We start from the raw sequence: 12440 nt of genomic DNA on the forward strand, positions 1-12440 counted from the left end.
ACGGGTTCGGCCGCTGGAACACCATCCCGATCATCCGCCGCACCGCGGTGACGTCGACATCCTTGTCATAGATGTTCTCGTCGTCGATCGTCAGCTTGCCCTCGACCCGCGCACCCGGCAGCACCTCGTGCATCCGGTTGATCGAACGCAGGAACGTCGACTTGCCACAACCCGACGGGCCGATCAACGCGGTCACCGACTTGGGCTCCACGCTCAGTGTGATGTCGTCGATCGCCTTGAACGAACCGTAGTACGCGGTGACCCCGCTCGCTTCCACGCGCTTTGCCATGTCTGCACGACACTTTCCGTGACGGATGTCAACGTCCGATGCGGTTGCGCCTGGCGAAGAGCTTGGCGGTCACGGTGAGAATGAGCACCAGTGCCACCAGGGTGAGCGCCGCTGTCCAAGCGCGGGGTGGTGCGAATCTGGAAGCGTCGCTGGCCTGTTGGAAAACGAAGAGTGACAGCGACGACTGATTGTTGTTGAACGGGTTGATGTTGACGGCTGCACTGCCGCCTGCCACCAAAAGTACCGGGGCCGTCTCCCCTGCCGCGCGTGCTATGGACAACATGATGCCGGTGACGATTCCGGGCAGGGCCGTCGGGAGGACCACCCGCAGGATGGTCTTCCACTTCGGCACGCCGAGGGCGTACGAGCCTTCGCGCAGCGGGGCCGGCACGAGCCGGAGCATCTCCTCGGTCGACCGGACGATGGTGGGGAGCATCAGCACGCTCAGCGCCAGCGCGGCCGCGAAGCCCGAGAAGGACGGCTGGCCGTTGTTGTAGATGGGCGAGATGATCAGCACCCAGAACGACAGGATGAACAGGCCGGCGACGATCGACGGGATGCCGGTCATGACGTCCACGAAGAACCGGATCAGCGTCGTGAACCGGCCGCGGCCGTACTCGACGATGTAGATCGCCGCGAGGATGCCCAGCGGCACCGTGATCACGGTGGCGATGGCGACCTGCTCGAGCGTGCCGATGATCGCGTGGACGGCGCCGCCGTCGGGGTCCCGGGCGCCGATGTTGTTGAGCGACGTGGAGAAGAAGTTGGCGTCGAACCGCTCGGCGCCCTTCGAGATCAGCGTCCAGACGACCGAGACGAGCGGCACCATCGCGACGATGAAGGCGCAGTGGATCAGCACGTTCCAGACCCGGTCCCGCGCGGCCCGGCGGCCCTCGATCCGTGCGACCACGGCGAAGACTCCGATCAGGAACAACGCCAGGCCCATAACCAGCATCAGCACCCAGCCACCGATGCCGGTGCCGTAGCAGATCGCCGCCGCCACGCCGAGCGCCACGACCGCGACACCGACGAGGAAGACCGGGGGCGTCCGCCTGCCGCGCAGGCCCCCTGGCCCCTCGCCAGCGGGCGCCACGCCGGTGTCGGTCATCATGCCCGCGCCTCTCCGCGGTCGGCGCGGGCGCACGGCCGGTCGCTGAGATCGGTCATGCCGCCGACTCCGTGAACTCACGACGCCGGTAGATGATCACGCGCGCCGCCGCGTTGACGACGAGGGTGATGCCGAACAGCACGAGACCGGACGCGATCAGCGCGCCGCGTCCGATGTCGCCCGCCTCGCCGAAGCCGTTGGCGATGTTCGCGGCGATCGAGTTGCCGCCGTTCTGGATGATGTTGACGGTGATCTCGTTGATGAAGCCGAGGGTCAACGCCAGCGCGATCGTCTCGCCGAGCGCCCGGCCCAGGCCGAGCATGATCGAGGCGATCACACCGGCCCGCCCGTACGGCAGCACCGCGGTGCGGATCATCTCCCACCGCGTGGCGCCGAGCGAGAGCGCCGCCTCCTCGTCGGTGGTGGGTGTCTGCATGAACACCTCGCGGGACAGCGCGGTGATGATCGGCAACACCATGATGGCCAGCACGAGGCCGCCGAGCAGGAACGAGCGGCCGAACGGTCCCGTCCCGTCGAAGAACGGCAGCCAGCCGAAGTAGTCGTTGAGCCAGACCGAGAACGTGCGGACCGGCCGGATGAAGACGATGAAGCCCCACAGCCCGAAGACCACGCTCGGCACGGCCGCGAGCAGGTCGACGAGGAAGCCGAAGGTCGTGGCGACGCGGCGGCCGGCGTAGTGGGACAGGTAGAGCGCGATGCCCAACGCGATCGGCACGGCGACGATCAACGCGATCAGCGAGGTGACCAGCGTGCCCCAGGCGATCGCCGCGATGCCGAACTCCGGCGGTTCCTGGTTGGGGAACCAGTCGGTCTCGGTGATGAAGTTGGCCTCGTCGGCCTGGAGCGCCGGGATCGCCTTCGCGATCAGGAACGCCGTGATCGCGACGATGATCACGAGCACCATCGCGCCCGCGACCAGGGTCAGGGTGCTGAACGCCCGTTCAGCACCGAAACCCTTGCGGCGTGGCAGCCACCCGCCGCCTGGCTGGACCATCCTGACTCCCGTGCCGGCCCGCGTCCGCCGGATCAGGAGATGTTGTTGACCGAGGACTGGACCCGGCTCTGGACGTTGCCCGGCAGCGGCGCGTAGCCGAGGCCGTTGAGCACGCCCTGCCCGTCACCGCTCGCCGTGTAGTCCAGGAAGCCCTTGATCAGCGGCGTCTTGCCCGCCGGGCCGCCCTTGCTGCAGACGATCTCGTACGTGACGAGCACGATCGGGTACGCGCCGGCCGCCTTCGTCGCGTAGTCGATGTTCAGCGTGACGTCGTTGCCGGTGCCGGTGATCTGGGCGCCCTCAATGGTCTTGCTGGCCGCCTCGGGCGTCAGCTCCTGGAACTGGCCGGCCCCGTTCTGGATCTTCGCCATGTTCAGCCCGGCGTTCTCGGCGAACGACAGCTCCATGTAGCCGATGGAACCGTCGGTGCTGCTCACCGACTGGGCCACGCCGTCGGAGCCCTTGGAGCCGGTGCCGCCGGGCGCCTTCCACGCCTGCCCCTGGCCGAAGGTCCAGCTGGACCCCGCGGCCGCGGTCAGGTAGCCGGTGAAGTTGCCGGTCGTGCCGGACTCGTCGGACCGGTGCACGGACTGGATGGTCTCCGACGGGAGCGCCGCGCCCGGGTTGTCGGCCTTGATCGCGTCGTCGTCCCACTGCTCGATGTCGCCGCTGAAGATGCCGGCGAGCGTGTTGGGCTTGAGCTGGAGGTTGTCGACGCCGGAGAGGTTGTACGCGACCGCGATGGGCCCGACCACCATCGGCAGGTTGACCGCCTGGTTACCGCCGCACCGGCCGTTGGCCTGCGGCTGCTGTGCCGAGGTCAGCGCGGTGTCGGATCCCGCGAAGTCGGCGGTGCCGGAGATGAACGCCTGCACGCCGGCGCCGGAGCCGGTCGGCTCGTAGTTGATGGTCGATCCGGGACACTGCTGCTGGTAGTTCTTCCGCCACTCGTCCATCGCGTTCTTCTGCGCGGACGAGCCCTGCGCGTTGAGCGTGCCGGTGGCGCAGTTGATCTTCCAGACGTTCGCGCCGACCACCGCCGCGCCGGTGTCCTTCTCCGCTCCGCACGCGCCGAGGGCGAGCGACGCCGTCAGCACCGCGACCGCGACCGTCCCGTGCCGTTGCAGCTTCACCCTGCGAGATCCCCTCGAGCGTTCGCGACAGTCCACAAGCAAAAGTTAAAAGCAGGACATAGTGGGATCGCTGGGGTTTGCGGGAACTCCGCGGTAATCGTGCTCTACACCCGAAACATCCCTATAATCCCGCGCAACCTCGTGGCGATCCCGGGGCTCGTCCTAGGCGTGGGAGACAACATCAGAGGCCGGATCGTGGCCGGTGTCCTCGTCCTCGCGGCGCTCGGCGGGTGCACCCCGGAGCGCACCGAGGCGGCGGCCGCGCCGGTCGGACCGACCTGCCCCTCCGCGCCGGAGCCGGCCGGCCTCGTCATCGTCCGGGCCGACCGACCGCTGCACGTCGCGTCGGGCCTCGACCGCTGCGACCGCCTGGCCGCCGACGGGCCGTGGACCGTGGTGCTGCGCGCCCCCGACGGCTCGCTCGGCCGGCACGGCGCGGTGGTCACCTTCCCGGTCGACGCGCCGAGGCTCGGGCAGCCGGTCGCCGTGGGCCAGGTCCGCGGCCTGATCGCGGACAGGGCGGTCACCTGGCCCGTCGCCGGTGGCCACGCCCGGATCCGGGGCGACCTGGGCCAGGCCGGGCTGCTGGCCGTCGCGGCGCGCGTGACGGTCGTCGACGGCCGGCCCGCGGTCGACCCGCCCGCGGGGCTCACGGTGGCGGCCGACGGGCCCTACCGGCCACCGACGGTCCACGAGCTGCGCTACGGCGCGACCGAGGTGGGCGAACAGGCGGCCCTCGGCGCCGGGCTGGTCTACACCGGTGTCAGCGGCAGCGGCGGTTTCGAGGACCGGCTGTACGCCGTGGACAGCACCGAAGGCCCTCCCCTGCGGGGCCGGCCGACGGTCGTGTCGACCGTGTCCGGCGGCAACGGCACCCTCGCCTGGGAGCCGGCGCCCGGGGTGGTCGCCTACGTGGGCTACAGCGGCGCGCTGCTCGGCGCGGACGCCGTCGCCGCCCTGCACCGGCTGGCCGTGCGCAGCCGGCCGCTGTCCGATGTGGAGTGGCGCGCGGCCGGCCCGCAGACGGTGGACCAGACCAACGAACCCGGCTGACCCGGGTCAGCCCAGCGCGACCGGGACGCGGCTGTCGTGGTCGTCGAGGACGTAGTGTGCGGTGGCCCGGGCCCGGTAGAGGCGGAACTGGGCACCGCCGACGACCTCTGCCGCCTGCCAGGTCCGGCCACCGTCGGTCACCGACCGCGCCGAGAAGACGGCGATCGCCACCTCGACCTCGGACTCGGGGACCTGGCCGGCGACGGCCTCGACGTACACCGCCTGGCCCTGGCCGATCGGCACCGTCGAGTCGAAGACGACGATGCCGACGTCCGGGCGGACGGCGATGTTGCGGGAGTGCCGCGTGCCGGGGCGCGACACCCAGATGAAGTCGGTGTACCGGTCCGCGGCGAACCAGACCGGCGTGGCCCACGGCCGGCCGTCGGCGTCCGCGGTGCCCAGGGTCAGGTAGCTGTTGGCGTCGATGATCGTGCGCGCGAGTTCGGCTGTCACACCTCGTTTGTAGGCCGCCGGACCGCTGGCACCCAGAGATTCAGCCTAGGCTGAATCTGTGATCCGCTACCGGTTCGGCCGCGACGACCTGCTCCACACCCGGTTCGCGATCGCACCGCTGATGGAGCTGCTCGGCGCCTTCTACGTGCTGCGGCGGCCGGACCGCTCCCCCGTGCACCGCCGCTGGGTGGAGTGGGCGGCGCCGCGCGTACCCACGCTCGACCTGTCGTTGCTCGACGCGGCGGCGCCCTTCGGCGGTCCGTACTGGCCGGTCTTCGTCAGCCCGCCGCCGCGCGAGCCGCACCCGACGATCGAGACGGAGCTGGACCGCGTGGCGGCGACGCCGCCGGAGCAGGTCGTCGCGGAGATCACCCAGCGCTACGGCGCCGACCTGCCGGCGGCCGCCCGGCCGTTCGTCGACGACCCGGCCCGCGCACTCGACCGGCTCGTGGACCAGATGCGGAGCCTGTGGGCGGCGGTCCTGGCGCCGCGCTGGGCCGCCGTCTCCGCGCTCCTGGAGTCCGAGCTGACCGCCCGCGCCCGGGGCCTGGTCGCGGTGGGGTCGCGGGCCGCGTTCGCCGACCTGCACCCGTCGGCCAGCTGGGCCGCCGACTGCCTTACCGTCCGCGGGACGGGCCGGACCGCGGACGTCGACCTGGCCGGTCGCGGCCTGCTGCTCATCCCGTCGGCCTTCACCTGGCCGCTGGTCTGGCCGCGGATCGACCCGCCGTGGGACCCGGCCCTGGTCTACCCGCCGGCCGGCATCGGCGACATCTGGGAGCCGGCACCCACCGGCGGCGCGGCGCTGGAGGCGCTGATCGGCCGCCGGCGGGCCCGGATCCTGCGGGAACTGGACCGGCCGGCGGCCACCCTCGACCTCGCCGGCCGGATCCGGGTCAGCGCCGGCGGGATCAGCGACCACCTGACGGTGCTGCGCCACGCGGGCCTGGTCACCCGCAGGCGTGAGGGCCGCCGGGTGGTCTACGCCCGAACCCTGGCCGGCGACGCCCTCTGCCGGTAGGCGGATCACCAGTTCTTGTAGCGGACCGCCCCGAGGTCGCAGAACGTGCAGCCGGCGGTGAGGAAGTCGGTCGTACGCCGGAAGCTCTCGTCGGCGAGGTGCCACCGCAGCCAGGCCGTGATGATGTGCTGGCCGTTGCGGGTCGCGTAGATGTGGTCGGTGTCGTCGAGGACGGTGAACCACACGGGCACGTCGGTGCCGGTGTAGTCGCGCTCCACGTTGGGCGTGGCGAAGTCCTCGTCACCGCCGATGTAGAGCGCCGGCCGGCGCAGGTTGTCCGGTCCGTTGCCGTCGAACGAGCCGCCGGCCACGTGGATCGTCGTGGTCAGCCGCGGGTCGGTGGCCACGTCGAACGTGCCGATCGAGCCGCGGGAGTGCCCGCCGAAGGCCACCTCGGAGGTGTCCAGGTCCTGGTGGAGCGGGCTGGCCGGCCGGGCGTTCTCGTCCTCGAGCCAGTCCAGCGCGTCGACCATCCAGGCGCCGCTGCTCGACGAGACGTCGCTGTAGACGACGAAGCCGTGCGAGGCCCACTGGCGCAGCATGTCCGTGTAGTCCGCCGGGGTCGAGCCCGCGCCCGGGCCCCAGACGAAGATCGGATGGTCGACACCGTTCTGGCCGAGGTTGGTCGGGTACACCAGCCAGCCGTCGCCGCCGGGACCGGCGGTCTGGTCGATCGTCACCGCGTACGGCCCGGGCCGGGTGACGTCGGCGACCGGGGGCAGCGAACCACCCTCCTCGCCGTCGCCGGCCGCGACGACCACGTCGTCGACGGTCAGCGTCTCCAGGACGCTGCTGGCGTCGAGGGAGAACCGCAGCCGCAGGTCGCGGCCGTCGACCGACGCGGGCAGGTCGAAGGTGGCCGCACCGGACGCGGTCCGGGCGGACTCCAGGGCGGTGAACGAGCCGCCGTCGACCGAGTAGGCGGCGGTGAACGTCTCGCCGAGGTCCAGACCCGAGGCGGTCCGGGTGTACGAGACGGTGAGGTCGGCGTGCCCGGCCAGGTCGATGGTCCTGGAGGTGATGGCCGGGCCGGCGCCACGCAGGCGGGCGCCGTAGCTGCCGGTCGTGACCGAGCCGGTCGCGGTGAAGGTGCCGAGGCCGGCGGAGAAGCTCTCGCTGTAGACCGTGGTGGCGGCCGCCGCCGGAGCGGGCAGCCCGGCTGTCGCCAGGATGCCGAGCGCGGCGGCGCCGAGTACGCGCCGGGACATGATGCCTCCTTGATGATCGACGTTTGTCGATTCAAGCAGGCCGTGCCCGGTCCGGGATCGGCGAAATCACCTGCGCTCCCGCAATCGCTCCCGCACCCACCGGGGATCCGGGTTGACGTAGGTTTGTCCGCCCAGCGCGACGGTCGGCACGGTCTCGTTGCCGCCCGTGGCCGCCCGGACGGCGGCCGCGCCGAGCGGGTCGGCCCAGATGTTGACCCAGTGCGCCCGCCGCGCGTCCCGCCCGAGCCGGAACCGCAGGCGCTGGCAGTAACGACAGCCGGGCCGCCAGTAGATGACGGGCCGCCCGTCCTGTCGCGCCCGCTCGGCGCCGACGCTCCGCGGGAACATCAGGGGCGACCAGCTCCAGGCCAGCACGGCGAACACGACGAGCTCGACGCCGCCGACCCAGTAGAGGCCGCCACGGAACTGCGGCACCGCCACAGCGAGGCCGATGACCAGCGCGAGCCCGGCCAACCACCAACTCCGCAACACATCGTCACGGTACGCCGGCCGCGCCAGCCGGCGCCGTGGCGGTCACGGGGCGAGCATGGCCCTGATGGTGTCGTCGACCTTGTCGTCGTCCAGGCGGCGTGGGACCAGGCGGGCGTGCTCCGACCCGTCGCGGCCGAAGGCGTAGAGGTCACCGCCCCGGCGGGCCAGGACCAGGTCGTCCGTGTCCGCCGCCGTCTCCGCCGAGCCCTCCGACGTGTAGTGGACGACCGTGACCAGCGCCGAACGCTCGCTCGCCGCGACCACCTCGGCGGCCTCGCCGCCCTTCTCGTAGTCGCCGCGCGGCAGCCAGTCGACGAGCTGGTCCAGCGCGTCGTCCGCCTTGAACAGGCCCAGGTCGTGGACGCCGAGCGCGTCGATGCGGACCAGCATCGAGACCGGTTCCGGCTGCGGCAGCATCAGCATCCGCCACGGCTCGCCCGGCTTCGTGCCGGCCACGCGGGCGTCGAGCACGGTGCGGGCGCGTTGCTGGAAGGCCACCGCGATGCCGAGGTCGCCGCGGACCTGGAGCTGTTCGTCGCCGTCGCTGGCGACCAGCAGCTCGCGGGCCGCGAGCGAGCGCACCGCCTCGGCCAGCACCTCGTCGGACGGGCGGGCCTCGAGGAAGTCGACCACCGCGTCGACCGCGGTCAGCTCCGCCGACGTGTAGGCGCCGAGCAGCACCGGGCCCGTGTCGACCAGGTCGACCACCGAGGAGACGAGTCCACCGGGAACTTCTGCTGTGGTCACGACAACCCCATCTCCGCGAGCAGCGAATCCGGTCCGCGCAGCCCGCGATCTCGGCCGCGGATCGCGGCAGCCGTTCCGGACGTGGTCTCCGACACCCAGACGTTGGAGTTGCCGAACAGGCCGCGGCCCGCGCCGTTGGCCATCGCGCGGCCCAGCTCGTCGGCCGGGTCGTCGCGCTCCGGCGGCGGGAACAGCCGCGCCAGGTCCGCCGACGCCGACGTGATGTCGTCGCCCTCCTCCAGATTGCGCAGCGCGCTCGTCAGGGACGACGACACCGCCGGCGGTACGCTCTGCGGCATCGCGATGTCCGGCGACAGGTACATCGGCCGGCGCTCGGTCTTCCGGGACAGGCCCCACGGCCCCACGTTCGAGCGCGTGATCCGGTAGGTGAAGTAGTCGACCAGGTGCCGCAGGTCGTCGACGCTCGGCAGCTTCTTCTTGCCGAACGCCGCCGGCGTCTTCTCGAGCTGCACCCAGGTGCCCTGGTCGGTGCGCCCGTGCAGCTTCTCCCGCACCACCGAGCCGCGCATGCCGATGTCCGGCCACCTCTTCTTGTCGATCTGCTTGTGGTGGCTGGAGATCCGTTCGCGGGCGCCCTTGGCGTGGCGCCAGTCCTCGTACAGCTGCGGGTTGTCGACCAGCACGTGGCCGCCGCACAGCACGTCGTGCAGCTGCGGCACCTGCATGCCGTGCTTCTCCAGGTCGACGAGGACGGCGGCCTCCTCCGGGCTGAGCCGGCGGGCCGCCGCGGCCAGGCCGCGCCGGTACTCGTTGGTCCGCGACGTGAGCTCGATCAGCAGGCGTACGCGCGTGCGCACCTGCTCGGTCTCCCGACCCGTCAACGCGTGCGCGGAGTTATCCACTGTGGACATGGCGCGTCCTCCCCCCGAGGCGCCCGTCTCCCGCCACCGTATCCCGCCACCGTGACCGCGACCGCGACCTTGGCTTTTCGTCCGTTTTGTCGGGAAACTAGCTCGTCGCGAACTCCACCGCCGAGCTGATGTCGTCCTCGCTCCCCCGCGCCCACGCCGACGAGAACTCCTCGTCGGCCAGCTGGCTCCGCAACGCCGGCAGGCCACCGTACGCGGTCGGCCAGTCCGGCACGTACGCCCGCAACCAGACCGTGGTCGACGCGGTGCGCAACGACCGGGCGGCGGCCGTCATCCGGACCGCCCGGGCGTACCTCCCGCGCCGCGCGCAGACGTCGGCCAGCGCCTCCAGGCAGAACGCCATGCTCCCCCGGTCGCCCGCCTCGGCGGCGTTCGTCATGCCGTCGCGCAGGTACTGCTCGGCGCCGTCCAGGTCGCCGGTCGTGACCGCGGTGACCGCGAGGCTGTAGAGGTCGGCGATCGTGCCGAGCCGGTCGTACGAGCCGCGGGCGGTCTCCAATCCCTCACGGAAGATCCGGGCGGCCGTCTTCGGGTCGCCCTCGCGCAGCGAGATGATCCCCATGCGGCTGTAGTAGAGCGAGCGCACCCAGTCGGTGTTGGAGTTCGCGCCCAGCAACCGGGTCTCCTCCAGCAGCTCGCGGGCCCGGGCGTAGTGGCCGCGGCGCATCGCGATCGTGCCGAGCACGCCGGTGGCCAGTGCCCGGTTCCCGTCATCGCCGAACGTCCGGAGCAGCTGCTCGGCCCGGGTCAGGTCGCGCTCGGCACGCTCGGTGTCGCCGCTGACGAAGGCCGTCGCGCCCGTGCCGATCAGCAGGAACGCGGTCGCCTCGTCCGACAGGTCCCGGGCCTCGGCGGCGATCTGGTACATGTAGCGGGCGCTCTCCTCGACGTGCCCGTGCAGCCACCAGAACACCCAGAGCGCCCAGCCCATGCGGATCGCGCGCTGGTAGTCGCGCTCGTCGATGAACCAGTTCATCGACGCGTTGAGGTTGTCGTGCTCGATCTCCAGGCCCTCGAGCGCGGCCGGGTCGATGCCCAGCAGCGGCTCGAGCCGCTCGGCCAGGGCGAGGAAGTACCCCGCGACGGCGACGTGCGCGGGATGCCACAGGCCGCTGTCCCGGAGCCGGTCAAGCGCGTACTCCCTGATGCTGTCGAGCATCCGGAACCGCGGCTCGCTCTCGCGGACGTCCTGCGTGACGAGGCTGCTCTCGACCAGCACGTCGAGCGTGTCCACGGCCGCCGGCCCGAAAACCGACTCGACCGCCGCCAGGTCGAAGCCGCCCGCGAACGCGCCGAGGTGGCAGAAGAGCCGCTGCTGGTCGTGGGTCAGCAGGTCGTGGCTCCAGGCGATGGTGTTGCGCAGTGTGCGCTGCCGGACCGGCAGGTCGCGCGCGCCACCGGTGAGCGCGCCGATCCCCTTGCGCAGCCGCTCGAGCAGGGCCGGCGGCGGCAGCACCCGCACCTTCGCGGCCGCGAGCTCGATCGCCAGCGGCAGCCCGTCCAGCCGGCGGCAGATCTCGATCACCGCCTGGGTGTTCTCCGGCGTGAGCGCGAAGTCGCGGTTGGCCGCGCGGGCGCGGTCGACGAAGAGCCGGACCGCTCCGGTACGCGCGTCGCTGTAGTCGCTGTCCGGGTCCGGCAACGGCAGGGGCAGCACCTCGACGGTGTGCTCGCCGGTGAGCCGCAGTGCCGCCCGGCTGGTGACCAGAGCGGTGACGCCGGGCGCCGCGGCGAGCAGGGTGCTGATCACCGGCGCGGCCTCCGCCACCTGCTCGAAGTTGTCGATCACCAGGAGCAGCGTGCGGTTGCGCAGATACGACTGCACGTCGTCGATCGGTGGCCGGCTCGCCGTGGTGTGCAGGCCGAGCTCCTGGGCGAGCGCCGCACCGACCAGGTCGGTCGTGGTCACCGTGGACAGCTCGACGAACCGCACCCCGTCCGGGTACGCGTCGGCGAGCATGACCGCCAGCTCGGTGGCCAGCCGGGTCTTGCCGACCCCGCCCGGCCCGGTCAGCGTCACCAGGCGTACGCCCGGGTCCCGCAGCAGCTTCTCCAGGCGGTCGATCTCCTCGTCCCGGCCGAGGATCGGGCTGGCCGGCGCCGGCACCGTGGCCAGGTCCGGGTCGGGGTCCGGCGGCGGCGCCGGCGCGGCGAACCGCTCGCTGAGCAGCAGCGCGATGTCGTCGCGGACCATGCCGCGCAGCTCCTCCGCCGCGCCGAAGGTCCGGTACGAGACCCGGGCGTCCTGTCGGATCCCGTCCAGCATCGCGGCGAGCCGGGGGTCCTTGTCCGGCGCGGGCCGCTTCACGTAGACGAGCTTCGGCAGGTCCTCGGCCAGCTCGGCGATCGCCCGGATGGGCGACGACGCCTCGGGCCGGGTCGACGAGATCGAGTTCGTCGAGGCCGACCGCACCGCGTCGACGCTGGACCGCTGAGCCCGATCCGGATCGGATCGCTGAGTGAGCCCGATCCGGATGGATCGCTGAGACAGCGCGGGGTTGCCGAACCACTGGACCGGCAACCCCGCTCTGCGCTCAATTGACGTCTGACACTGGGCGGACGATGCTCATGGTCATGCGTCACCGGCCGACCACAGAGCGTGCCGACCCGACGCCGCTCGAGACGCACTCCTTCCGCCTCAGCGACCTGGACGAGGCTCGCGCCTTCTGCGCGGAGTTCTACTACGACGTCGACCTGGACCTGCTCGACCGGGTCCGGCCGCTGGCCTTCGAGGCCGAGCTGGCCCGGCTCGGCGCGGTCACCCTCGGCGACATCCGGTTCGGCGCCGACGTCGCGATCGGCGCCGAGGTGATCGACTCGTACCACGTGAACCTGCCCGTCGCCGGCGTGATCGGCAGCGAGCACCGCGGCGCGGTGACGATCGCGAGCCCGCGGCGCGCGGCCGTCTTCCGGCCCGGCACGGGCGCCCGCACCGGGCACTGGGCGGCCGCCGGCCAGCTGAGCTACACCGACGCCGTCCTCGGGGTCGTCGTGATGTTCGCCGAGTTCACGCTCGCCGCCGCGCTGCGTT

At 71.9% G+C, this 12440-nt stretch carries 12 protein-coding genes and 1 pseudogene; 3 read left to right on the forward strand and 10 right to left on the reverse strand.

Translation table 11 applies throughout. The annotated features are described in order from the left end of the window. The 4 genes from AB0H87_RS28200 to pstS form a co-directional block, all read right to left on the reverse strand. Positions 1 to 289: ATP-binding cassette domain-containing protein (locus AB0H87_RS28200; RefSeq protein ID WP_360151970.1), on the reverse strand; the 289-nt coding region annotated here is incomplete at its 3' end. 28 nt (positions 290 to 317) lie between these two features. Beyond that, positions 318 to 1400, reverse strand: a complete 1083-nt coding sequence (pstA, locus tag AB0H87_RS28205) for a phosphate ABC transporter permease PstA (RefSeq protein ID WP_360151973.1) — start codon at positions 1398 to 1400, stop codon at positions 318 to 320. Between the two features lie 52 nt (positions 1401 to 1452). Continuing rightward, complete coding sequence (pstC, locus tag AB0H87_RS28210) at positions 1453 to 2412, reverse strand: phosphate ABC transporter permease subunit PstC (protein ID WP_360151976.1); 960 nt, start codon at positions 2410 to 2412, stop codon at positions 1453 to 1455. Positions 2413 to 2444: 32 nt separating this feature from the next. Then, positions 2445 to 3545 carry a phosphate ABC transporter substrate-binding protein PstS gene (gene pstS / locus AB0H87_RS28215; protein WP_360151979.1) on the reverse strand — a complete coding sequence of 367 codons (1101 nt, stop codon included), beginning with the start codon at positions 3543 to 3545 and terminating at the stop codon, positions 2445 to 2447. 168 nt (positions 3546 to 3713) lie between these two features. Between pstS and AB0H87_RS28220 the strand changes: the two genes are divergently transcribed. Continuing rightward, positions 3714 to 4598, forward strand: a complete 885-nt coding sequence (locus AB0H87_RS28220) for a hypothetical protein (protein ID WP_360151982.1) — start codon at positions 3714 to 3716, stop codon at positions 4596 to 4598. Between the two features lie 6 nt (positions 4599 to 4604). On the opposite strand, the gene AB0H87_RS28225 is transcribed toward AB0H87_RS28220, so the two are convergent. Beyond that, positions 4605 to 5051 carry a pyridoxamine 5'-phosphate oxidase family protein gene (locus AB0H87_RS28225; RefSeq protein ID WP_360151985.1) on the reverse strand — a complete coding sequence of 149 codons (447 nt, stop codon included), beginning with the start codon at positions 5049 to 5051 and terminating at the stop codon, positions 4605 to 4607. Positions 5052 to 5109: 58 nt separating this feature from the next. Here AB0H87_RS28225 and AB0H87_RS28230 point away from each other — a divergent pair, with 58 nt between their 5' ends. Continuing rightward, positions 5110 to 6072, forward strand: a complete 963-nt coding sequence (locus AB0H87_RS28230; protein WP_360151988.1) for a DUF5937 family protein — start codon at positions 5110 to 5112, stop codon at positions 6070 to 6072. A 5-nt stretch (positions 6073 to 6077) separates the two neighbouring features. Here AB0H87_RS28230 and AB0H87_RS28235 read toward each other — a convergent pair whose 3' ends face one another. The 5 genes from AB0H87_RS28235 to AB0H87_RS28255 form a co-directional block, all read right to left on the reverse strand. Then, entirely contained in the window at positions 6078 to 7280 is a 1203-nt protein-coding gene (locus AB0H87_RS28235) for a hypothetical protein (RefSeq protein WP_360151991.1), read from the reverse strand. A gap of 66 nt (positions 7281 to 7346) precedes the next feature. Beyond that, positions 7347 to 7772, reverse strand: a complete 426-nt coding sequence (locus AB0H87_RS28240) for a glutaredoxin domain-containing protein (RefSeq protein ID WP_360151994.1) — start codon at positions 7770 to 7772, stop codon at positions 7347 to 7349. A 42-nt stretch (positions 7773 to 7814) separates the two neighbouring features. Continuing rightward, on the reverse strand, positions 7815 to 8519 hold the full coding sequence (locus tag AB0H87_RS28245; RefSeq protein WP_360151997.1) for a hypothetical protein: 705 nt from the start codon (positions 8517 to 8519) through the stop codon (positions 7815 to 7817). Next, on the reverse strand, positions 8516 to 9391 hold the full coding sequence (locus AB0H87_RS28250; RefSeq protein ID WP_360152000.1) for a hypothetical protein: 876 nt from the start codon (positions 9389 to 9391) through the stop codon (positions 8516 to 8518). Before AB0H87_RS28250 ends, AB0H87_RS28245 begins: the two co-directional genes overlap by 4 nt. A 97-nt stretch (positions 9392 to 9488) precedes the next feature. Next, on the reverse strand, positions 9489 to 11822 hold the full coding sequence (locus tag AB0H87_RS28255; protein WP_360152003.1) for an AAA family ATPase: 2334 nt from the start codon (positions 11820 to 11822) through the stop codon (positions 9489 to 9491). 161 nt (positions 11823 to 11983) lie between these two features. On the opposite strand from AB0H87_RS28255, the pseudogene AB0H87_RS28260 reads away from it, so the two are divergent. Then, positions 11984 to 12440: pseudogene (locus tag AB0H87_RS28260) on the forward strand (hypothetical protein); the annotation flags it as partial.

Origin of the sequence: Asanoa sp. NPDC050611, assembly GCF_040654855.1 — a bacterium.
In the GTDB taxonomy this organism is placed as follows: domain Bacteria; phylum Actinomycetota; class Actinomycetes; order Mycobacteriales; family Micromonosporaceae; genus Asanoa.

Bases quoted from the DNA above. Each gene is read 5' to 3' on its own strand.
- pstC (WP_360151976.1), bottom strand. From the start codon at position 2,412: ATGGTCCAGCCAGGCGGCGGGTGGCTGCCACGCCGCAAGGGTTTCGGT.
- AB0H87_RS28235 (WP_360151991.1), bottom strand. From the start codon at position 7,280: ATGTCCCGGCGCGTACTCGGCGCCGCCGCGCTCGGCATCCTGGCGACA.
- pstA (WP_360151973.1), bottom strand. From the start codon at position 1,400: ATGATGACCGACACCGGCGTGGCGCCCGCTGGCGAGGGGCCAGGGGGC.
- AB0H87_RS28250 (WP_360152000.1), bottom strand. From the start codon at position 9,391: ATGTCCACAGTGGATAACTCCGCGCACGCGTTGACGGGTCGGGAGACC.